At 44.1% G+C, this 23,184-nt stretch carries 22 protein-coding genes; 21 read left to right on the top strand and 1 reads right to left on the bottom strand.

Annotated elements, in window-relative coordinates; translation table 11 throughout:
• Positions 1–20: 20 nt before the first annotated feature.
• The 3 genes from PODO_RS17715 to PODO_RS17705 all read left to right on the top strand — a co-directional run bounded on the left by PODO_RS17715 (position 21) and on the right by PODO_RS17705 (position 3,736).
• Positions 21–788, top strand: a complete 768-nt coding sequence (locus PODO_RS17715) for a ClpP family protease (protein ID WP_038571914.1) — start codon at positions 21–23, stop codon at positions 786–788.
• On the top strand, positions 785–997 hold the full coding sequence (locus PODO_RS17710) for a YlzJ-like family protein (protein ID WP_038571911.1): 213 nt from the start codon (positions 785–787) through the stop codon (positions 995–997). The genes PODO_RS17715 and PODO_RS17710 overlap by 4 nt, the downstream gene beginning before the upstream one ends.
• A 78-nt stretch (positions 998–1,075) precedes the next feature.
• Positions 1,076–3,736 carry an FtsK/SpoIIIE family DNA translocase gene (locus tag PODO_RS17705; protein ID WP_038571908.1) on the top strand — a complete coding sequence of 887 codons (2,661 nt, stop codon included), beginning with the start codon at positions 1,076–1,078 and terminating at the stop codon, positions 3,734–3,736.
• Between the two features lie 90 nt (positions 3,737–3,826).
• On the opposite strand, the gene PODO_RS17700 is transcribed toward PODO_RS17705, so the two are convergent.
• Positions 3,827–5,809: an AraC family transcriptional regulator gene (locus PODO_RS17700; protein WP_244886352.1), complete on the bottom strand. Its 1,983-nt coding sequence runs from the start codon at positions 5,807–5,809 to the stop codon at positions 3,827–3,829.
• Between the two features lie 154 nt (positions 5,810–5,963).
• Between PODO_RS17700 and sleB the strand changes: the two genes are divergently transcribed.
• The 18 genes from sleB (at position 5,964) to pduL (ending at position 23,074) form a co-directional block, all read left to right on the top strand.
• Complete coding sequence (gene sleB / locus PODO_RS17695) at positions 5,964–6,830, top strand: spore cortex-lytic enzyme (protein WP_036688421.1); 867 nt, start codon at positions 5,964–5,966, stop codon at positions 6,828–6,830.
• A 176-nt stretch (positions 6,831–7,006) separates the two neighbouring features.
• Positions 7,007–8,245 carry an EF-P 5-aminopentanol modification-associated protein YfmF gene (gene yfmF / locus PODO_RS17690; RefSeq protein ID WP_244886521.1) on the top strand — a complete coding sequence of 413 codons (1,239 nt, stop codon included), beginning with the start codon at positions 7,007–7,009 and terminating at the stop codon, positions 8,243–8,245.
• A gap of 2 nt (positions 8,246–8,247) precedes the next feature.
• Entirely contained in the window at positions 8,248–9,528 is a 1,281-nt protein-coding gene (gene yfmH / locus PODO_RS17685; RefSeq protein WP_038571902.1) for an EF-P 5-aminopentanol modification-associated protein YfmH, read from the top strand.
• Positions 9,529–10,296, top strand: a complete 768-nt coding sequence (gene ymfI, locus PODO_RS17680) for an elongation factor P 5-aminopentanone reductase (RefSeq protein ID WP_036688412.1) — start codon at positions 9,529–9,531, stop codon at positions 10,294–10,296.
• 137 nt (positions 10,297–10,433) lie between these two features.
• Positions 10,434–10,697, top strand: a complete 264-nt coding sequence (locus tag PODO_RS17675; protein WP_036688409.1) for a DUF3243 domain-containing protein — start codon at positions 10,434–10,436, stop codon at positions 10,695–10,697.
• Between the two features lie 177 nt (positions 10,698–10,874).
• A complete protein-coding gene (locus tag PODO_RS17670; protein WP_038571900.1) occupies positions 10,875–11,642 on the top strand; it encodes a DUF3388 domain-containing protein in 768 nt (255 codons plus the stop codon).
• A gap of 93 nt (positions 11,643–11,735) precedes the next feature.
• On the top strand, positions 11,736–12,668 hold the full coding sequence (locus tag PODO_RS17665; RefSeq protein WP_036688403.1) for a helix-turn-helix domain-containing protein: 933 nt from the start codon (positions 11,736–11,738) through the stop codon (positions 12,666–12,668).
• 79 nt (positions 12,669–12,747) lie between these two features.
• Complete coding sequence (locus tag PODO_RS31525) at positions 12,748–12,909, top strand: hypothetical protein (RefSeq protein WP_169744781.1); 162 nt, start codon at positions 12,748–12,750, stop codon at positions 12,907–12,909.
• A gap of 210 nt (positions 12,910–13,119) precedes the next feature.
• Positions 13,120–13,611 carry a YajQ family cyclic di-GMP-binding protein gene (locus tag PODO_RS17660; RefSeq protein WP_036688400.1) on the top strand — a complete coding sequence of 164 codons (492 nt, stop codon included), beginning with the start codon at positions 13,120–13,122 and terminating at the stop codon, positions 13,609–13,611.
• A gap of 155 nt (positions 13,612–13,766) precedes the next feature.
• The gene (gene pgsA / locus PODO_RS17655; RefSeq protein ID WP_036688397.1) at positions 13,767–14,354 is read left to right on the top strand and encodes a CDP-diacylglycerol--glycerol-3-phosphate 3-phosphatidyltransferase; all 588 of its coding nucleotides are present in this window, start codon (positions 13,767–13,769) and stop codon (positions 14,352–14,354) included.
• Positions 14,355–14,462: 108 nt separating this feature from the next.
• The gene (locus PODO_RS17650; RefSeq protein ID WP_036688393.1) at positions 14,463–15,749 is read left to right on the top strand and encodes a competence/damage-inducible protein A; all 1,287 of its coding nucleotides are present in this window, start codon (positions 14,463–14,465) and stop codon (positions 15,747–15,749) included.
• 300 nt (positions 15,750–16,049) lie between these two features.
• Positions 16,050–17,114 carry a recombinase RecA gene (gene recA / locus PODO_RS17645; RefSeq protein ID WP_036688391.1) on the top strand — a complete coding sequence of 355 codons (1,065 nt, stop codon included), beginning with the start codon at positions 16,050–16,052 and terminating at the stop codon, positions 17,112–17,114.
• A gap of 110 nt (positions 17,115–17,224) precedes the next feature.
• Complete coding sequence (locus PODO_RS17640; RefSeq protein WP_051491576.1) at positions 17,225–17,950, top strand: regulatory protein RecX; 726 nt, start codon at positions 17,225–17,227, stop codon at positions 17,948–17,950.
• Between the two features lie 316 nt (positions 17,951–18,266).
• The gene (rny, locus tag PODO_RS17635) at positions 18,267–19,811 is read left to right on the top strand and encodes a ribonuclease Y (protein ID WP_370510565.1); all 1,545 of its coding nucleotides are present in this window, start codon (positions 18,267–18,269) and stop codon (positions 19,809–19,811) included.
• A 211-nt stretch (positions 19,812–20,022) separates the two neighbouring features.
• A complete protein-coding gene (locus PODO_RS17630) occupies positions 20,023–20,817 on the top strand; it encodes a TIGR00282 family metallophosphoesterase (RefSeq protein ID WP_038571896.1) in 795 nt (264 codons plus the stop codon).
• 199 nt (positions 20,818–21,016) lie between these two features.
• A complete protein-coding gene (locus PODO_RS17625; protein ID WP_019910496.1) occupies positions 21,017–21,277 on the top strand; it encodes a stage V sporulation protein S in 261 nt (86 codons plus the stop codon).
• Between the two features lie 120 nt (positions 21,278–21,397).
• Positions 21,398–22,363, top strand: coding sequence for a dipeptidase (locus PODO_RS17620; protein WP_038571893.1), 966 nt, complete (start codon positions 21,398–21,400; stop codon positions 22,361–22,363).
• A 138-nt stretch (positions 22,364–22,501) separates the two neighbouring features.
• Positions 22,502–23,074, top strand: coding sequence for a phosphate propanoyltransferase (gene pduL / locus PODO_RS17615; RefSeq protein WP_036688383.1), 573 nt, complete (start codon positions 22,502–22,504; stop codon positions 23,072–23,074).
• The last annotated feature ends 110 nt before the right edge of the window (positions 23,075–23,184 follow it).

The raw sequence follows: 23,184 nt of genomic DNA, 5'->3' as shown, positions 1-23,184 counted from the left end.
GACAAGGGAGAGCTGCGAAGATGAACTACATCGAAGGATCAAATGGAGCAAAAAATGAGGAAGTTATCCCAGGAGAAACTAATCCGAATCCTAATGAAAATATGCCGCCCACTGCAATGGGAGCGATTAAGGAGCTTGGACAAACGGTAATCCCAAGTGGAGAGCCTGATATTTTTTGCTTAACGATTATTGGTCAGATTGAAGGACATATTGTAATGCCTCCACAGAACAAAACAACAAAGTATGAGCATATCATTCCACAGCTGGTGGCTGCTGAGCAGAATAAAAACATCAAAGGTCTGCTTATCATTTTAAATACGGTAGGTGGAGATGTAGAAGCGGGATTAGCAATTGCGGAAATGATTGCATCCCTCTCCAAGCCAACGGTAACCGTGGTCATTGGAGGCGGGCATAGTATCGGGGTGCCGATTGCAGTTTCCTCCACTTATTCGATCATTGCCGAAAGTGCAACGATGACGATTCATCCGATTCGTATGAATGGTTTAGTGATCGGAGTGCCGCAAACGTTCGAGTATATGGAGAAAATGCAGGAACGTGTCGTTAAATTTGTGACTTCCCATTCGCGTATTTCTGAAGAACAGTTCCGTGATCTCATGTTTAAGACAGGTGAGCTCAATCGTGATATCGGGACGGCTGTGGGGGGCTTGGATGCCGTTAAATATGGCCTTATGGATGAGGTCGGCGGGATCGGAGCGGCTCTAGCGCATCTCAACCGAATGATTGGCGGGGATTTCTCTGCATCGACTCCAGGAGGGATTACGCAATGACACTGTACACAGTAGTTGCAATGGAACAGGTGTGGGAGGGGGCATTTAACAATTATGCAACAACCCGAGAAGTGAGTGTGCAGGGCATGCTGATGCAGGTTGAACCGATGGAGGAAGGGCGTGCGCGGATCGTGAGATTATTGGATTGTCCACTGAACCGTTATCTAGATCCGGCGTTCTCTCCAGGTTCGATAATTACAATAACATAAAGATTCAATTTCTGACAAAAGAGAACATAGGTACGCCACGCCATTATATGGTATAATGTTGTTCCGGGGGTGGCTGGCGTGGCTAAACGAAAAAAGAAGAAGAAAAAAGCGCTGCTCGGCAGCGTTTTAAAATATGAAATATATGGAATTTTATTAATAACTATTTCCGTCATTGCACTGTCTGGTGAAGCAGCCGTAGGGCGCTCACTTTCAAGTATGGCGGGTTACTTATTAGGGAGATTTTATTTTGTGTTGCCGCTTGTCGGCATTTTTTATGGACTTATGGTTATGATCCATCGAAGATGGCCTTCCTCGTGGAACAGCAGGCATACTGGCGTGCTTCTGCTTCTGTTGTCTATGTGCCTTATGAGCACAATATCTGCAATGGAGCAGAAGCTTGGCCCGTTGTCTTTGTTACATCCTGGCAATGTAATGACACAAATACATAATGATCTTTCGGGATCACTTTCACCTGGCTCGAACGACAGCAATGTCTATATGCTGGGTAAGGATATAAGCGGAGGTTACATCGGCGGGTTGGAGTATGCAGCGCTGTTATGGCTTTTTGGCAGTCTGGGCGCTAAGCTGCTTATGATCGTCATGCTGGCGATCAGCTTTATGCTAATTACCAACTTGTCATATGTGGAGATTTTTACGCTTTTGCGAGTGCGCTCGGTTAAGTTTGTGGAGGGGATTCGTCTCCATGCTGCAAATCGCCCGAAGGCGGTCCCAGTAGCGGCGAGACCATCTAGAGCCGCTGCTCCAGCTAAAGCTCGGCAGGTGAAGCAGCCTGTCTATGATGACGAGGATGAAGAAGACGAAGACGATCGGTATCTGCCTAATCGCAAACAACCTGTCCTTTTGAAAAAAATATCTGGCTGGTTCTCAGGTTCCACGCGTTCACAGGTGGAAGCAGATCCTGAGGATGACGATCAGGGTCCAATTGTGACAAGTGCTTCGAGCGGTCCGATTATTTCGGGATTAACACCAGATAGCCGTGTAATTCCATTAGAGGATATCGATCATGATTTTGACGATGCGGATCTGGATATTGAACCTGTGACGCCTATTATTCGAGATTTCTTTGAACATATCCGTTCAGAAGGTTTAAACGAAGAAGATCGGGAAGAGTGGAGTGAATTCTCACCCGCAGCTCGTGGTGAAGCAGCTAAACCTGCTGTAGCCGGAGCTAATGCCGTTAAGCAGCAGCCTACGGATGAGTCTGAGGAGAATGTAAGTATTGACTTGGAAGGCCTGCTAGGTGCTTCTCCAGATGGAGAGATTATTCCCGCTCCTCCAGCACCACCGCCACCGAAGCCATATAAGCTGCCATCGTTCCGTCTTTTAGCCAAACCTAACAATGGTGGCAAAGCTGGAGATCAGAATGATTATATGCAGACAGCCCGTAAATTAGAAGCAACACTTGAAAGCTTTGGGGTACGAGCTAAAGTGCTGGAGGTAGTAAGAGGCCCAGCTGTTACAAGATATGAGATACAACCGGATATTGGGGTTAAGGTTAGCCGTATTGTAAATCTGACGGATGACATTGCCCTTGCACTTGCAGCCAAAGACATTCGGATGGAAGCACCGATTCCGGGTAAATCTGCGATCGGGATAGAAGTTCCGAACTCTGAAGTGTCTATTGTTACCATGCGCGAAGTTATGGAAACACAGATTTTTCAGGAGGCTGAATCCAGATTATCGATTGCTTTTGGCCGTGATATTTCCGGCCAGACCATTATCGGCAATCTGGCTAAGATGCCCCATTTATTGGTGGCCGGTGCAACTGGCTCCGGTAAATCAGTCTGTATCAACGGGATTATAACAAGCATCTTATACAAAGCTAAACCTGATGAGGTCAAATTCCTCATGGTCGATCCTAAGATGGTCGAGCTGAATGTGTATAACGGAATTCCCCATCTTTTGGCTCCGGTTGTCACAGATCCAAAGCGGGCAAGCCTAGCCTTGAAGAAGATCGTAGTCGAAATGGAGAAGCGTTATGAGCTATTCTCCAAATCGGGAACACGGAATATGGAAGGTTATAATAAGCTAATGGCTGAGAATCCAGCGGCTATTCTACCGTATATCGTTGTTATTGTGGACGAGCTTGCGGATTTGATGATGGTTGCAGCCAATGATGTTGAGGATGCGATTTGCCGACTTGCACAAATGGCGCGGGCGGCAGGGATTCATCTAATTATCGCTACACAACGTCCTTCAGTAGATGTCATCACAGGTTTAATTAAAGCTAATATTCCATCCCGGATCGCTTTTGGCGTATCGTCCAATGTGGATTCACGTACCATTCTGGATATGCCCGGTGCAGAGAAGTTGTTAGGCCGAGGTGATATGTTGTTCTTACCAATGGGCGCATCTAAGCCTATTCGTGTACAGGGAGCTTTTATGAGTGACCAAGAAGTAGAGACTATTGTTCAATATGTCAGCAGTCAAGGTGAAGCCGAATACGATGAGTCCATCGTTCCTGAAGTGGATGATACAATCACTGAGGATCAGGAGCCACAGGATGAATTATACGAGCAAGCCGTACAAATTGTACTAGAGGCTAAGCAGGCTTCAGTGTCGCTGCTGCAGCGTCGTATGCGGGTCGGTTATACCCGTGCAGCCCGGTTGATTGACTCTATGGAGGCTCGTGGGGTCATCGGTCCTTATGAGGGCAGTAAGCCGCGTGAGGTGCTGATGTCACTTGAGCAATATCAGCATAACAAGATCAGCTCCTAAGCTGGAGAAGCCCGTCGAAACCTTCAATAGACAGTAAAAGAGATGGCCACTTTATGAAGTGGACCATCTCTTTTTTTGTATCTTGAGTACTTATTTGACTCTTGGCGCAGCAAGCAAAGCTTCAACAATATAATCCAGTTGCACATTTAGAGAATAGATATCACTGTAATAACCTAAGCCAAAATCGATCTCCATCAAACGGCCTTCTTTCACGGCAGGGATATTGTTCCAAATTGGGTTTTGGGTCAGATCAGCCATACCATCATAAGAGGAGCGGAAGATATAGTCACCACTGTATTTGCCAAGGACTTCAAAGGATACGGATTCCCCATCCGCACCAGTCGCCGTATCTATTTTCTGTTGAATGATGTCCGGCGCCTTCATGCCTAAATATTCATAAATGATTTGTGAACCACGTCCGAATTGTTTGCTCGCCACAACAGCCATGCTGTTGTCTTTTCCACCTTCCATGATGGATATTGTGTGATCAAGAATACCAGCTTCTTGCAGCTTTTGTTTGCTGACCTCAACTTTTTTATGGAAATCAGTAAATAATTCTTTTGCTTGATCTTCTTTGCCTACGACTTGTCCAATAAAGGACACCCGTTCTTCTGTTGACATTTTTTCATACGGAACTAAGACTGTTGGCGCAATTTGGTGAAGGGCTTCATAAGTTTCCTCTGACGGCACAATGATAAGATCGGGATTAAGAGCAAGGATTGCTTCAGGGCTAGCCTCAAACCAGGTGCCAAGCTTTTGCACATCTTTTAGCTCATCTTCAAATGCTGCACCCTCGGATACATCGGATACACCTATAGGTTTAATGCCGAGAGCCAGTACATCACCGAGCAAATAAAGAACTACAACTCTTTGTGGACTAGTGGGAACGGCAATGTCTCCTTTAACTGTGGAAATTATCCGGGTTTGTGCTTCGACAGCAGCTTTGTCTGTATTTGCCCCTGTACTTGTTTCTGCTGAGGGGGTGGGTTTCCCATTGCTTGATGCATTTGAATTTGTGGTTCCCGTGGAACAAGCGCTTAACACTATGGTAAAGCATAATAACAGGGTGAGCAGTAATGATGGTTTGGCATTTCTAAACATTGGTAATTCCCCTTCTCCGTTATATTGATAATGATTATCATAATCAATATAACGGAGAGGTTGTGTTCGGGCAATGTCAATTTGTGCACCTTGAGATGGCATATCACGCCAACTGGAGTGGGTGATAACTTTATTTTTGTATCGGACAGGGGAGATTCCGTAATATTTTTTAAACATTTTTCCTAGATAATAGCCATCAGGATAACCTACTGCAATTGCGATGTCATGCAAGCTAGCCTCTGTGTTCAGGAGCAATATTTTCGATTTTTCCATGCGGATGTTGATTAAGTACTGAGCAGGGCTAGTCTGCAGCTGTGTTCTGAATAATCTGGATAATGTTCTAGGGCTGCTGTTTACCGCTTTAGCTAATTTTTCAAGAGAGAAGGTTTCCTTATAATAAGTCTGCATATAGCGAATTGCTTGATCTAGCGGATCAGGTTGAATTAACTGTGTTTCCAGCGTATGCAGCTGCCTAAGCATCTCATAAATCCATTGATAAAAAAGTGTTTTGACATACAGCCGATCCAAAATCCCTGTTTTGCTCCAATCAGTAAACATGTTCTCCATCTTATCAAATAAGGGCAGTGGACTAGTAGGCGTAAATCCATATTGGAGATTAAAGGGATTATTGTGTTCCATGATTGCTTTTAGATTGTTGCGTGAGGCGAGTGAAAGGTTTGCTTTATATAAAATTAAGTAATACTCCAGTAGTTCATCCATGCGTAAAAATTGAATGTTCATTCCTTTTCCACCATGAAGGATATGAAAGTTGCTGATCTCGTGCGGGACCTCGTCAATTAGTATTTCGGCCTTGCCGTTTATGATCAACAAGAATGCACTTGAGGGCAGCTGATAATGTGAATTCAGATCACCTGATCGTTGAAAAGTATGGCGTATATCAATAATTTCTATTAATGCGTGGTTCCACAATAACATGTGGTCCTTTAAATTCATGATTAATATCAACTCCAACGTTTTCTTATTTCGATTATAGTTGATAATCATTCTCAATTACAATGAAATGCTATTACTTCTTTTTTAGTAATGCATAGGATGTCCTGACAGTCGTCATAATAACTTTAGCCATTCATGCAGAACTCACAAAAGAAAGGTAGAGCGAACCCCTATGAAGAAACATAAGTTGTGGATCTTTGCTTCTTTAACCCTTGCACTTGCTGCCGCACCGTTTGCAGGAATGTTGCTCCAGGGTAATGGCATAGTACAGACCAAGCAAAGTGCTGCTGCGTCATTTGTCCATGAACTAAATCATCCTGAAGAAGAGGCCTTGCCTGCCTTCAGCACGACTCCGATTAAACTAGGTTCTTCTGGTCAGGATGTTTATGAGTTGCAAGGACGTTTAAAACATCTGGGCTTTTATGAAGGGAAAATAGACAGTCAGTTTGGTCCGAAAACGAAAAATTCAGTAACGTGGTTTCAATGGAAGTTTGGAATGAAGTCTGATGGCATCGTAGGCGCTAAGACTAAGTTGAAATTGTATAACGCAACTAAGAACTGGAAGCCGACAGAGTCGGCTTCAGCAACCGGAAATAATACAGCAAACAACAACACCGGTAACAAAACAAATACAACCAATAATTCGGATTCAGCGTCTCTGTCTTCAGGGAATACGATGGGATTATCAGAAAATGATCTCAAAATTATGGCTAATGCCGTCTATGGTGAATCAAGAGGTGAACCTTTCGAAGGTCAAGTTGCTGTTGCTGCAGTAATCTTGAACCGGGTAAAATCTCCGAGCTTTCCTAATACACCGTCTGGCGTTATTTTTCAGCCGGGAGCTTTTACAGCTGTAGCTGACGGGCAGATTTATTTGGAGCCAAATGAGCAGGCACGAAAAGCAGTGCAGCAAGCGCTGAATGGCTGGGACCCTTCGGGTGGATGTTTGTATTATTTCAACCCTAAAACGGCGACCTCCAAATGGATTTGGACTCGTCCACAGGTCAAGACTATCGGCCAGCATATTTTCTGTATGTAGATAAGTAAAGAAGTAAATCCAGAGAGCAACCGGGAAGAGGCATCCGGTTGCTTCCTTACTTTGGAATGGTTTAGAATGGTTATTAATTCATAAACATGTTAATGAGCAACTATCCACGCGGTAAAGGAGTTTTGGACTTGACTAATAATGTATTTCAGCATGGCAACGTTGCAGGTATGCGTATTCACGTGATGCCTACCAAGGCGTTCAAGACCTACGCCATCTCACTTTATGCCGGCGTCCCACTTAATGAGGATATGGTCACCCCTACAGCACTTGCTCCATTTGTGCTCCGCAGAGGTACCGCTTCTTATCCAGAGACTACTCAATTCCGCGAGCGTTTGGAGGAGCTGTATGGCGCTGGATTTGGTTTTGATATTTATAAAAGAGGCGATTATCAGATTGTTCAGTTTCGCATGGACACCATTAATGACTCCTTCGTGCAGAGTCAGGAGAGCTTGCTTGAACAATCCTTTGCTTTTCTAGGAGAAGTCCTGACCCGTCCATTGGTGGAGGATGGAAGCTTCCGTCCTTCCTATGTTGCAACAGAGCGTGAAACAGTGCGCAAGAAGCTGGAATCTATCGTAAATGATAAGATTCGTTATGCAGCGGAGCGCTGTATCGAAGAAATGTGCCGTAACGAGCCCTATCGTCTTCATCCACTGGGTCAAAGAGCGGATTTGGACCGGATTACCCCAAAAAGTTTGTACGAATCCTATAATTCATGGCTGGATGGAGCTATTTTGGATCTCTATGTAGTGGGAGATACGACTACTGAGGAAGTTGAAAAGCTTGTAAAGCATCACTTCGGACGCATTCAGTCGGAGGTGGGCTTATATAGTTCCAAGTTTGTCCCAGTATCCGTCAGCGAGGTAAGGACGGTAGAGGAGAAGCTGGATGTCAGTCAGGGCAAGTTGAACATGGGTCTGCGCACATCAATTACGTATAAGGACGATACATATGCGTCCGCACTTATGTACAACGGAATATTAGGAGGGTATCCACACTCCAAACTCTTCGTCAATGTACGGGAGAAGGCCAGTCTTGCATATTATGCTTCTTCACGCTATGACGGTCACAAGGGGATTGGAACGATACAATCAGGCATCGAAACGCAAAATTACAACAAAGCTGTTGAAATTATAGAGAAACAACTGGAAGAGATGAAAGCTGGCAACATCAGTGATCTGGAGTTAAGCCAGACCAAAGCCATGATCCGCAATCAGCTTTCCGAGATTCCGGATTCTGCTTTTGAGATGATCTCTTACGACTTCAACCGCCAGTTGTCAGGAAAAGAACGGACAGCGGATCAGCTGCTAGAAGAGGTGGAACAAATCGGTGCAGGGGAAGTAAAAGCCGCAGCGGAGACCTTTCAGCTGGATACGATTTATTTCTTGACAGGGAAGGAGGAATAGAGATGGAACAGATTCAATACGACAGACTTCAAGAGACCCTTTATCATGAGGTGATGGATAATGGGCTTCAGGTTTATGTATTGCCAAAACCAACATTCAAAAAAACTTACGCCACATTTGCAACTAAATACGGTTCTGTAGATAACCATTTTCATGTCGCAGGTGGAGAAGAGACCACTGTTCCTGATGGTATAGCTCACTTTTTGGAGCACAAAATGTTTGAAGAGCCAGAAGGCGATATTTTTGCCACTTTTGCCTCAAATGGAGCTTCAGCTAACGCTTTTACAAGTTTCGATCAGACGGTTTATCTTTTCTCGGCAACAGAAAACATAGAGACCAACCTTAGTACACTCGTTGATTTTGTGCAACGACCTTATTTTACGGATGAGAATGTAGAAAAGGAAAAAGGGATCATTGGTCAAGAAATCAATATGTATGCAGATAATCCAGACTGGCGTGTGTACTTTGGCCTTATTGAGGCGATGTATTCGAAACATCCGGTTCGGATTGATATTGCCGGAACTATAGAGTCGATTAGTACGATTACGAAAGAAACACTGTACACTTGTTACAATTCTTTTTATCATCCCAGCAATATGCTGTTGTTCGTAGTGGGTGGTGTGGATCCGGAGAAGGTATTCTCCTTGATTCGCAGCAATCAGCAGGGGAAATCTTATGGTAAACAAGGTGAGATTAAGCGTATTTTTGAAGAGGAGCCGGAACAAGTCGCTACGAAGCGCTTGGAAAGTAAACTCGCCGTTTCGATGCCTAAGATTATGTTTGGATTTAAGGAAAAAGTTGATGGTCTTACAGGTGAAGCTGCGCTTAAGCGTGATCTGGCCACTAAGCTTATGCTTGATTTGCTGGTTGGCAGCAGCACAGCGTTGTACCAAAAGCTCTATGATGAAGAACTGATCTCAGACAGCTTTGGCCATGAATTTAATAGTTCAGAACAATATGCTTTTTCAGCTATGGGTGGAGATACCAAGGACCCTGATTTGCTTCTAAAACGAATAAAAGAAGAAGTGGATCAGATCTTAAAGTCTGGCTTTGCTGAGAAGGATTTCGAGCGGGCACGGAAAAAGAAAATAGGCGGATATTTGCGCATGCTGAACTCCCCTGAAAGTATCGCACATGAATTTACACGTTACCAATTCCGCGGTGGTGACCTGTTTGAAGTTCTGCCTATTTACGAATCGATTACTTTAGCTGAAGTGAATGAGCGTTTACATGCCCATGTAAATTGGGAGCAGCTCGCTGTTTCACTAGTGGTGAGTCCTTAAATGGCGCTTTTGGGAGAGAGCAACAAACCATTAGGAGAAATGACAGTTCTGGTGACAGGGGGCAGCGGGGGAATCGGTGGCGCCATTGCAGAACGGTTTGCCTCTGTGGGCATGAATATTGTTATACACTACAAGCACTCACATGAAGCTGCTAATGATGTCGCTCGGCGTTGTATGGCCCTTGGAGCAAAGGTAATGACTGTAAATGCGGATATGAAGGATCGCAGTCAGATTGTACGAATGGCGGAGAAGCTTGAAAGCAATGGAATGCAGCCGGATATCCTTGTTAACAATGCCGGTAAATCTCATTACGGGATGCTCGCTGATGTGAGCGAAGAGGAATGGGACGATATTATGGCCATTAACTTGAAAGGTACCTTTATGTGCAGCCAGATTTTTATGCCGTACATGGTATCCCAGCGTTATGGCCGAATCATCAACGTTTCTTCCGTGTGGGGAATATCGGGAGCCTCTTGTGAGGTCGCTTATTCAGCCAGTAAAGGCGGAGTAAATGCTTTTACTAAGGCGTTAGCCAAAGAATTAGCACCTTCTGGCGTAACTGTGAACGCGGTAGCTCCAGGAGCGGTTAATACGAATATGTTGTCTAACCTACAGGAGGATGAGGTCCGGATGCTGGAGGATGAGATTCCGGCGGGACGTTTGGCTACTCCGAACGAAATCTCCTCATTGATTTACTTTTTGGCACTGCCAGAATCCGGGTATATTACTGGGCAGATCATTAGCCCTAACGGTGGCTGGATTACGTAATGCTTAACTTGGAGAAAAGCTCCAGCATAAGAAGCTATCGTCTGAGACATATTATAAGTGTTGTTTTTTAATCTCTCGTAAGGCGGCTTACAGCCTGTATGCAGGTGTTCGACCGTAAACATGAAGGAGGATTTAAGATGACACAAGACGATAGCGTAATCAAAAATTTTGACACCTGGAAGAAATTCTTAGGTAAACGGGTTGTACAGGCAGAGAAACTTGGGATGAGTCAAGACACAATCTCAAAGCTGGCTTTTGAAATCGGGGAATTCCTTGATGAAAAAGTGGATCCAGCAAACACTCAAAACCGTGCGATCAAAGAGCTATGGGATGTCGGCAACGATGAAGAAAAGCAAACGATTGCTAAACTCATGGTCAAGTTGGCGAAAGACAACGCCTAAGCTTGCGGAAAAGCTCCCCCTGTGGGAGCTTTTCTGCAATTATTACAGGACTGACCTTGCCTTTCATTTTTATTTTATATATCATTAACATGACCCGTGTAAAAGACCGCTTTGCCGGGGCAGCTTTTTTTGCTGTATTGGCAAAGGGTAGGGAAAAGGAATCTATGAGGTGTACAAGTGGAATATAAACAGTGGTATATGGAATACAAGATTCACAAGAACAGACCCGGTCTGCTTGGTGATATCGCTTCAATGTTAGGGATGCTGGAAGTTAACATTCTGACGATTAATGGAGTTGAAGGAAAAACTCGCGGAATGTTGCTGGAGACCAATGATGATGAGAAAATTATGCTGATGGGCGAAATGCTCAAAAAAGTTGATAATATTACAGTTTCAGCTCTGCGGTCTCCTAGGCTCGTGGACAAGCTGGCTGTGCGCCATGGGCGATATATTGAACGGGATTCAGATGATCGGAAGACGTTTCGTTTCACCCGCGATGAGTTAGGTCTATTGGTTGATTTTCTCGGTGAGCTGTTTAAAAAAGATGGGAATCAGGTTGTAGGACTGCGTGGTATGCCCCGTGTAGGAAAGACGGAATCCATTATAGCTGGCAGTGTCTGTGCTATGAAACGCTGGACATTTGTCTCGTCCACACTGTTGCGGCAGACGGTGCGGAGTCAATTGGCTGAAGATGAGATGAACCCACATAATGTATTTATTATTGATGGTATAGTTAGTACGATCCGCTCTAATGAGAAACATTATAATTTATTACAAAATGTTATGAGCATGCCAAGCACAAAGGTTATAGAGCATCCAGATATTTTCGTACGCGAATCTGAGTACAGTTATGATGACTTTGATATTATTATTGAGCTGCGGAATAATCCAACTGAAGAAATCTTGTACGAGTCGTTTACGACGAGCTACAGTGATGATTTATAGAACACAAACAATGAAGAATACACTTCCGAGCATGTTTATTTATAAAGCTGGTTAAGGAAGTTTACATTCATAGAACTTACAGGAGGTGATGGTATGTCGGAACTGGGCCGGCAATTGAAAGAGGCACGTCTGCAAAAAGGGATGAGTCTTGACGATGTCCAGGAAGTAACAAAAATTCGCAAAAAGTATTTGGAAGCCATCGAGTCTGGAGACTACAAGGTGCTTCCAGGAAGTTTTTATGTGAGGGCGTTTATCAAAACGTATGCAGAAGCAGTAGGCATGAGTCCTGACGAACTGCTCGAGGAGCATGGGAACGTACCTGCACCACCCGCAGACACGACCATGGAGACGGTGATTCAAAAGCGCAGCCGTAGACCCGAAACCGAACGGAATGCAAAATGGCTGCCAACGGTGCTAATGTGGACATTCCCTATATTGATTATTGTAGTGATTTACATTTATGCTTCTAGTTTAAACAAAGCAGACCCTGATCAAGTTGATCAAACAAATATCACCAATAATGTGCAGGATCCTAATACAGCACAAACTTCTCCACCCGCATCAGGAGGCGGTGTTGTAGCGCCTACTTCCTCGGCAGGTGCTGAAGCAACTACAGAGCCAACTACGGAGCCTACGCCAACACCGACGCCAACGCCGACTCCTCAATCTATCACGGTTACACCAGATGGGAAGTCAGGCAAAACAACGAAATTTAAGGTCACAGCTCCTGCCGGAAGCGAAGTTAAGGTTGAGATTGTTGCATCCGGAGTAAGCTGGCTTGAAGTTTACAAAGGCGAGAACTCTAAAGGTGAAAAACTCTCCTTCGGAAATACAGCTGCAGGAGAAACTATGAGCTTCGTTCTTGGTAGTGAGGGCATGTATATTAAGTCTGGGTATTCCCCAGCAACTGAGATTACCGTAAATGGTCAAGTAATCACGGATGAGAAGACTTCTTCACGTCTCCTGCTTAATCTTGACGACGGTTCTGGAAGTGAAGGTACCCAAAGTGAAGGGACAGGCGAATAACAAATAGGATGTATAGACTTTGGCTTTAGGGAGAACATAAGACTGTTTTCAGTTTTAGCCAAAGTGAGGTGTACATCTTATGACAGTTAGCTGGATTGTAGCTGGCCTTGGGGTTGTTGTCAGTCTCATCGGATACTATTTGACACCAGGTGCTTGGGGATACGGAATTCTCGGATTCGGTATTGCACATATTGTGCTAGGAATTCTGGATATGTTTCGTAATCCGGTCCGAAGCAGATAGAAGCTGTAGAAATGAACGTCTCCAACGGCGTACTTCCGGTGGAGACGTGTTTCTACCCTTTGAATCAAACTCACTCGAAGGAAAAGCTCCACTTAGTGGGGCTGTTTTCTATGTCGGGTGAGCTACATAATGATTTATCCAAAATTAGACTTAATAGTACCATTCTCTTATAATAGTAGCAGACTAATTGTATAAAGGACGTGGAGTTTAATGAGTTCAGAATGTTCATTTGATATTGTATCCAAAATGGATATGCAGGAGTTAACGAATGCTATTCACCAAACAGAGAAAGAGATCGACAACCGCTTTGATTTTAAGAACAGCAAAAGCAGTCTGAAGATGGAGAAAGACGCACTTATAATCGCCTCTGAAGACGAATATAAGCTAAACGCTGTTATTGATATTTTACAATCAAAGATGGTGAAAAGAGGCATCACCCTAAAGAATCTGGACTTTGGTAAAGTAGAACCGGCTTCCCTGGGATCTGTACGTCAACGTTTAGGGCTTAAGCAAGGCATTGATCAGGAGAATGCGAAAAAGATTAATATTCTGATCCGTGATTCAAAATTAAAGGTGAAGAGCCAGATCCAAGGGGATCAAATTCGTGTAACCGGCAAGAGCCGCGATGATTTGCAGCAGATTATTCAGATTTTGCGTAAAGCTGATTTGCCGCTGGATCTACAATTCATGAACATGAAATAGAATTTTGTGCCCCGCAGTGCTTATTAGCACTAACAACGCGGGGTGCTTTCTGTTTTTTTGACACCTATTTATTGCTATAATATACTTGCTTAAGTAGAAATGGATTAGCCTGATTTAGGCAATTTGTATGAACGATTTAGGGGAGGAAAACTTCAGTGAATTTGCCCAACCGCATCACGCTAGCTCGTATTTGCCTGATCCCGATTATGATGTTTTTTTTACTGGTGGATTTCAGTTTTTATCCAGAACCGATACATTGGGGCTCGTTTCAGCTATCTGTTAATCATTTGGTAGCAGCTGTAATCTTTTTGCTTGCGGCCAGCACGGATGGAATAGACGGCTACATTGCTAGGAAATATAATATGGTCACCAATCTCGGTAAACTCCTTGATCCACTTGCGGACAAACTGCTGGTATCTGCAGTTCTGATTTCACTTGTGGAGCTGGGCAGATGCGATTCATGGATTGCTATTGTAATCATCAGTCGTGAGTTTGCAGTCACCGGACTTCGCCAGATTGCATTGCTAGAGGGAAAAGTGGTTGCCGCCAGCAAATGGGGCAAGATAAAGACGGTTGTACAAATTGTTGCGATCTCACTGCTGTTGTTGAATAATTTCCCATTTCAATTTGTCAGTATTCCTGTAGACGATATTGCTATTTGGGCCGCAGCGCTGATCACTATTTATTCTGGAATTGATTATTTTGTGAAGAATAAGGATCTGCTACAGCTGCATAATGCGTAAGAATGTAAGCTGGACATACAAGGAAAGGTAATAGGTGAAGCACCTATTACCTTTTTTGAAATCTAAAAGCAGTGTACCTACATTATAACTAGGAGGCGAAAGCCAGGTATGAAAGCGGAGATTATTGCAGTAGGGACAGAGCTTTTGCTCGGTCAAATCGTGAATAGTAATGCCCAGTTTTTGTCTATAGAGCTAGCTGCCATCGGGATCGATGTATACTTTCAAACTGTTGTCGGTGATAACAGCAGCCGCCTGCAGCAAGCCATCGAGATCGCTCAGAGTCGGGCCGACGTTATTATCTTTACAGGCGGAATTGGCCCCACTGAGGATGATCTGACTAAAGACGCACTGGCTGCATCGCTAGGTAGAACGCTCCACATTGATCGTTTGGCGATGGATCATGTACAACGTTTCTTTGATGATCGTAAGATCGTTATGACCGAAAATAACCGCAAACAGGCACTTATAATTGAAGGAACTACACCGTTGCCGAATGAAATCGGTCTTGCGGTTGGGATTGCTTTTGAGCATGAGAAGAAATATTATATTGTGCTTCCAGGTCCACCTCGTGAGATGAAACCGATGTTCGTAGATAAAGCAGTACCGTGGCTACAGCAGCACGCCTTGACGAACGAAACACCGCTTTATTCAAAAATGCTCAAATTTGCCGGCATCGGAGAATCACTGCTGGAGGACAAGCTCATTGAGCTGATTCGCAGTCAGACTGATCCAACGATTGCTCCGTATGCCAAAGAGGGAGAGGTAACTGTTCGTATTTCGACAAAGGCCCCTTCTGAGCATGAAGCTACAAAAAAGCTGGAGATACTGGAACAACAAATCAAGGAGATTTTGCCGGAACATTTGTATGCGAACATTGATGTGCCGCTAGAGCAATTGATAGTGGATTGGATGGCGGATGCCGGCCTGACCTTAAGTGCGGCAGAGAGCTGCACCGGAGGTTTGCTGATGGAGAGTATAACAAATATTCCAGGCAGTGCTTCGATGTTTGCCGGCGGAATCGTCTGCTATTCAAATGACTTAAAGAAAAAGCTGCTGAATGTGCCAAGTGCTTATTTGGAGGGACCCAATGCCCCTGGAGCCGTAAGCCGAGAAGTTGCCGAGGTGTTGGCTGACCAAGTGAGAATGATTGCAGACAGCGATTTCGGCTTATCTGTTACAGGTGTAGCTGGACCGGGTTATTCTGAACGAAAGCCTGTTGGACTTGTATTTATCGGCTTGGCTGAACGGGGACGTAAGACAGAGGTTTATGAGCTTAATCTTAAAGGTACGCGGGAAAATATCCGCTTACGAACAGTTAAGGCTTTGCTGTATCGTCTCTGGCGGAGACTTGAGGAACGCAAGGTGGAGACACCTCTTGAGGGTTCAGACTTGTAATGGGAGATTAGCCCAGTTATAATAAACACATACGGAAGAACCGTGGCACTGAGATTTCTTTGCTGCGGTTTTTTGTATATTTGCAGAGATTTTGATCACGATGCTTTCTCATGATCATAAGTCGTTGATGTCCGGTGAAGTGGAGAATTTAATTAACTTCTATCTCCGGAGGGAGGCTTACAATAAAAGGGATAAATAACGCCCAAGACAAAAAAAACGAATGTATGTTCGAAAAAAAGCTTGGCAAGACCTTAAAAACACGTTATTATATTACTATAAACAGTGAAGGAAGTGGTCTGATTGTCAGATCGTCGTGCAGCGCTTGATATGGCGCTTCGTCAAATAGAAAAACAATTTGGTAAAGGTTCGGTAATGAAACTGGGAGAATCCACGCATATGCAAGTGGAAGTTGTACCTAGCGGATCTTTGGCACTTGATATTGCGTTAGGTATAGGCGGACTTCCAAAGGGACGTATTATTGAAGTATATGGACCGGAATCTTCAGGTAAAACAACAGTTGCTCTTCATGCTATTGCAGAAGTGCAAAGACAAGGCGGACAAGCTGCTTTTATCGATGCCGAGCATGCGCTTGATCCGAAATATGCACGTAACTTGGGCGTAAATATCGATGAATTGCTGCTTTCTCAGCCAGATACGGGTGAACAAGCGCTGGAAATCGCCGAAGCACTTGTTCGTAGTGGAGCCGTTGACATTATTGTCGTTGACTCCGTTGCTGCTTTGGTACCTAAGGCTGAAATTGAAGGCGATATGGGTGATTCCCACGTCGGACTGCAAGCTCGCTTGATGTCTCAAGCACTTCGTAAGCTTTCTGGTGCCATTAGCAAATCGAATACGATTGCTATCTTTATCAACCAGCTTCGTGAGAAGATCGGTGTTATGTTCGGTAACCCTGAGACAACTCCGGGTGGTCGTGCATTGAAATTCTACTCCTCTGTACGTTTAGATGTACGTCGCGTAGAGAGCATCAAGATGGGGAACGATGTGGTTGGTAACCGTACTAAGATCAAGATTGTGAAGAATAAAGTAGCCCCTCCATTTAAACAGGCTGATGTTGATATCATGTATGGTGAAGGGATTTCCAAAGAGGGAAGTCTTGTAGATATCGGTACTGAAATGGATATCGTGAATAAGAGTGGTGCATGGTATTCCTACGAAGGCGAGCGTCTCGGCCAAGGTCGTGAGAATGCTAAGCAGTTTTTGAAGGAACATCAGGATATTGCCCTTATTATTGAGAATAAGATCCGTGAAGCAAGTAATTTATCCACTATTGTTGCTGCGCCGAATAATGATGAGATTGTTGCAGAGCAAGAGGAAGAAGAAAAATTGCTCCTCGAAATCGAATAGTATATTAAACAATAGGACGCCCTGTGATTGATTGTTGCAGGGTGTCTTTTCTTAACAAGTATTGAAAGTAAGACGATAACTGATCTATTGCTATGAGGTGACAAACAACTATGGTAATACAACTGGATTTTGAAGCAGAAGAACAAGATGAGCAGGTGTTATCTGATTTTCCTGAAGGAGAACTCTTAGAGATCACTAAAGTAGAACGTCAAAAGAAATCTGACCACCGTTATATCATACATTTCGGAGCATATAACATGACTGTGCACGAGGACGTCATGATTAAATATCGAATGATTACTGGTAATTCTTTTATGAAGGCTGATTTGGAAGAAATTGTTGTAGCTGATGAGCGTCAACGAGCTTATGTGGAAGGCCTCCGTTATCTTGAACGTAAACCACGCACCGCTATGGAAATGACTCGCCGTTTACGCCAGAAGGAAATAGGAGAGACTATTATTGCGGAAGTGGTGCAGCGGCTACAGCAGGAAAGATTTCTTGATGACCCTTTATATGCTAAGCAATGGGCGGAGCAACGAATAGCGAACCAGCGGAAAGGGAAGATGTGGATTCGACAAGAGCTACGTGAGAAGGGGATTGACAAAACCCTTATATCGGAAGCTTTGGAGAATATTACTCCTGAACAAGAGCTGGAGAGTGCACTCGAAACAGGGCGCAAGAAATGGAATCTCATCCGTGGAGACGCTTCAGATAAGCGAAGAAAGACTGGAGCCTTCCTTATGCGCCGTGGATTCTCGGGCGATATGGTTCGCCAAGTGATCAATACTTTACTTGCGGAAGACAATTATGAAGGTGAAGATGAGGAGTTTTACTAGAATCACTGATTCTCTTGACATTAATGCGTATATCGACTCTCTTGACAATGTCTTTTTATAAATAATAAAATATAACATGAATCGGCATAAAATTAGAATCCTTTTTCCTTCCCAAAAAGGAGACTGTTTTAAACGGTTCACGTACAACTCATATGAAATGTAATCGCCGGATAAGGCGGGCAGTGTGCATGTGCAGCATGTGCAGTATGGCAATCGGTTGTTTACCGGTTTTTTGTATGGTGATGAACGGATAGTTAAACAACTGCACAATTCCCAGGGATATACCTTGGAGAGGAACCAACGAGGAGGTGAACAGATGCTGGAATCATGGATCTGGGTCATTATCGTTCTCGTTGTAGCTGCAATATTCTTTGGGTTCGGTTATTTTATTCGTAAATCCCTTGCAGAAGCTAAAATCCAAAGCGCAGAAAGAGAAGCCGTTGTCATCGTTGAGAATGCGAAGAAGGACGCTGAGGCGCTGAAGAAAGAAACAGTATTGGAAGCTAAGGACGAAGTCCATAGAATCCGTACTGAAGCTGAGAAAGAAACTCGTGAACGTCGGAATGAAATCCAACGGCAAGAGAGACGTTTGCTGCAAAAGGAAGAATCTCTGGATAAAAAAATGGAATCGCTTGAAAGAAAAGAAGAACAAGTAGCTAACAAAGAGAAACGAATTGATGAAACCCAACAGCAAATTGATGTTATTTACAAAAACCAAGTCACTGAATTGGAACGTATCTCCAATTTAAGCATCGAAGATGCAAGAAGTATCATTCTTAGCAATGTTGAGCAAGAAGTTCGCCATGAAACGGCACAAATGATCAAAGAAATTGAACAGCAGGCGAAAGAAGAAGCGGATAAGAAATCCCGTGAAATCATTACACTCGCTATCCAACGCTGTGCAGCTGATCACGTGGCGGAAACAACGGTTTCAGTTGTTACGTTGCCGAATGAAGAGATGAAGGGTCGGATTATCGGTCGTGAAGGCCGTAATATTCGTGCGTTGGAAACTCTTACAGGTATCGACCTCATTATTGATGATACGCCGGAAGCAGTTATTTTGTCGGGATTTGATCCAATCCGCCGTGAAGTGGCCCGTACGGCACTTGAGAAATTGGTGGCTGATGGACGTATTCACCCCGCTCGTATTGAAGAGATGGTGGAGAAATCCCGCAAAGAAGTGGACGAACGGATTCGGGAATATGGTGAGCAAGCTACTTTCGAAGTGGGCGTTCACGGTTTGCATCCAGATTTGATCAAGATTCTGGGGCGTCTGAAATTCCGTACAAGCTATGGTCAAAATGTATTGAAGCACTCCATGGAGGTTGCTTATTTAACAGGACTGATGGCCGGTGAGCTTGGGGAAGACATCGTGCTTGCAAAACGTGCAGGATTACTCCATGATATCGGCAAAGCGCTGGATCATGAAGTGGAAGGTTCGCACGTTGAGATCGGCGTTGAACTAGCGAAGAAATATAAGGAACATCCGGTTGTTATCAACAGTATCGCATCTCATCATGGAGACTGCGAAGCTACCTCGGTTATTGCTATGTTGGTTGGCGCCGCTGACGCATTGTCGGCTGCTAGACCTGGTGCTCGCCGTGAAACACTGGAAACGTATATTAAACGTCTAGAGAAACTGGAAGAAATCTCAGAGTCATTCGAAGGCGTTGAGAAATCATTTGCTATTCAAGCGGGCCGTGAGGTGCGCGTGATGGTACAGCCAGAGAAGATTGACGATGCAGAGGCATTCCGTCTTGCTCGCGATATTACGAAGATGATTGAAAGTGAACTGGATTATCCAGGACATATCAAGGTTACCGTTATTCGTGAGACACGGGCTGTTGAATACGCTAAATAGGCAATAAGTAGATAACATACACTTCGGAAATAACGATATTTATGATTGTTTCCTGGTACATGTTTCTGCTAGGAATATAAGGTTAAAGGATAAGATTTAACTTATACTTTCTTATATTTGATGAAAATTGGCCCCTAAGCGGGGCCTTTTTTCTTTTAAATATGAAGACTTATCCGTTAGATGAAGAGGTTAAGATTAGGAGGAGAGAAACATTAAAGTACTATTCATTGGAGATATCGTAGGTAGTGTAGGTAGGAAGGCACTTCGGGAGATGTTGCCCTCATTAAAAAGCAAATATCAACCACATATAATCATAGTTAACGGTGAAAATTCTGCTGCCGGTAGAGGGATTACTAAAGCGATCGCAAATGAATTTTTTAACTGGGGCGTTCACGGAATCACCATGGGTAATCACACATGGGACAACAAGGATATCTTCGAGTTTATCGACGATGAGGCCCGGATTATCCGTCCTGCTAATTTTCCTCCAGGAACACCAGGAAGAGGATATACGGTTGTTAAAGGTAACGGGAAAGAGCTGGCTATAGTTAACCTGCAAGGCCGTACATTTTTGCCTGCGATTGATTGCCCTTTCCGTGTGGGTGAAGAAATTGTGGAAGAGCTACGTAGAGATCATAAATGCATTCTCGTTGATTTCCATGCAGAGGTTACCTCTGAAAAAATCGCCATGGGCTATTTCATGGATGGTCGCGCATCAATTGTAGTTGGGACCCACACTCACGTGCAGACGAATGATGATGTGATTTTGCCAGGTGGAACGGCTTACTTGACCGATGCGGGTATGGTTGGTTCAAGCGAAGGGATTCTGGGTATGGAAAGAGATGCAGTACTTTATAAGTTCACTACACAGCTTCCAGCACGATTTGTTGTTGATGAAGGCAAATGGCAGCTTCACGGTTTATTTGCAGAATTAGACGAGAATACTGGCGTGGCTACCCGTCTGGAGAAAATACGGCTACGTGAAGATGAATGGGTAATGAGCTAGTAGTAGGATAAGATAAGTGATTTTCTGGGTAATTTCGCCGAATAAGGGTAAAGTGTGATATTTATTATATCGAAAAAGAGTATCTATTGTACCATTTTCTCCAGAGTAGTCCGCAAAAAGAAGGAATTATTTCTTCTCTCGCGAATAACATCTAAAGTAGTGGAAGAACACCATTATTTTCCCAGGGGAGGTACTTACTATGGATGTATTAAAAGTATCAGCTAAATCCAATCCAAATTCCGTCGCCGGCGCTTTAGCAGGTGTTCTTCGTGAACGTGGATCGGCCGAATTACAAGCTATTGGAGCTGGAGCACTGAATCAAGCAGTCAAAGCAGTTGCCATTGCCCGGGGATTTGTTGCACCAAGCGGAGTAGATTTGATCTGCATTCCGGCATTTACAGACATTGTGATTGATGGAGAGGATCGAACCGCGATTAAATTGATTGTAGAACCCAGATAATAGAAGCATAGAACGATGAACCTGTTTACTTATGTAAACAGGTTTTTTGCTTTTGGTATATAGTCTGGCGTTTTTAAGCATAGAATCTGGAATAGGGCTGCATGAAAGCGAGGGCTTGGGATGAGAACCGATAAGCTACAGGTTGCGGATTTTCATTGTGATGTGCTGAGTAAAATGCAAGCATCACCGGATATGGATTTTAAGAATGATCCCCGGTTGGATGTTACCGGAGAGCGGTTGGTAGCGGGCGGTGTAGAATTGCAGATTTTTGCGATCTACCTTTCGGCAAGTAGAGGTAGACCTAGCTTTGAGAATGTTTTAGGACAAATTGATTTGTACCGGCAAAAAATATTAGGCGCAGAGAGCCTTCAGTGGCTGCGTTGGAAGGAGGAGGTAGGTAAACGAGCAGCTGGAGCATCACCATGGGGAATGCTCTCTCTGGAGGGTGTAGACGGTCTAGAAGGGAACCTATTTTATGCACAGCTCTGCTTTGAGCTTGGCGTGCGGTTTTTGGGGATCACATGGAATTATGCCAATTGGGCAGCGGACGGAGTATTGGAGCAGCGCAACGGCGGATTTACGGAAAAAGGGCGAAAGCTGATCGAATGGTGCAACGACAGTGGAATGCTGCTTGATGTGTCGCATTTGTCTCAGGCAGGTTTTTGGGAGCTAGCCGACTTAAGCACACGTCCGTTTATAGCTTCCCATTCGAACGCCGCAGCAATCTGTGGGCATGTTAGAAATTTAAATGATGAACAGATTAAAGCATTAATTGCAATGGACGGAAGAATGGGCCTGACCTTTTATCCGTGGTTTGTATGTGATGATGGAAAAGCTCGTATAGATGATTTGTTAAAGCATATTGATCATGTATGTAGTCTAGGTGGGGAGAAACATATGATGTTTGGTTCGGACTTTGACGGCATTGACACTTGGGTAGAGAATATGGAACATCCGGGAAAATACCCTGAGCTTGCCGAGCACCTGCTTCGTTACTATCCAGAAGCTTCCGTTAAAGGTTGGTTATATGAGAATGCGGTCTCCTACTTGCGTACAAACTTACCTTCACAGGTGTCTAAATCATGACAATCCTGTTCTAAAAGTATGAATTGTCGAAAAAAAGGCCCTCGTTATGATGTGGGGCTTTTTATTTTTGGTTAAGAAGATGTATAATGGTTAATGGCTTGTACAGATACTAGAGAAAATACAAGGAGTGACTTTACTATGAGTAAGACTGTACCCGTAGGTGTGTCGGCTAGACATATTCACCTTACGCAAGAGCATGTGGAGGCTTTGTTTGGCCCAGGATATCAACTAACGGAGTTCAAACCCCTCTCTCAACCAGGACAGTTTGCAGCAAATGAGCAAGTAGCAGTTATCGGCAGCAAAGGTAAATTTGACAAAGTAAGAATTTTGGGACCTGCTCGTCCGGCTTCCCAATTAGAAATTTCCCGTACTGACTCCTTCGCACTTGGCGTGAAAGCTCCAGTTCGCGAATCTGGAAATATTGATGGAACACCTGGCATTACGCTTAAAGGACCTGCTGGCGAAGTAGAATTGGAACAAGGCGTTATCATCGCCGCTCGTCACATTCACTTCCATACTTCTGAAGCTGAAGCTTGGGGCATTGCTGATAAGCAATTGCTTAAAGTTCGTCTCGGAGGCGATCGTGGTCTCGTATTGGAGAACGTAATTGCACGCGTATCAGACAGCTTTAAACTGGATATGCATATTGACACTGACGAAGCTAACGCTGCAGGTGCCAACAACGGCGATACTGCTGAAATCGTAGAATAGTCATCATAGTTATAGCAAAGATAAGAAGCGGGGGAGAAATCCTCCGCTTTTTTGTGCGTGTCTGATCCGCGTGCTGTAAGGATTGCGTGTCTGATCCGCGTGCTGTAAGG

The sequence above is a fragment of the Paenibacillus odorifer genome (assembly GCF_000758725.1).
Lineage (GTDB): Bacteria > Bacillota > Bacilli > Paenibacillales > Paenibacillaceae > Paenibacillus_AQ > Paenibacillus_AQ odorifer.
This window is presented reverse-complemented; position numbering and strand designations above follow the sequence as displayed.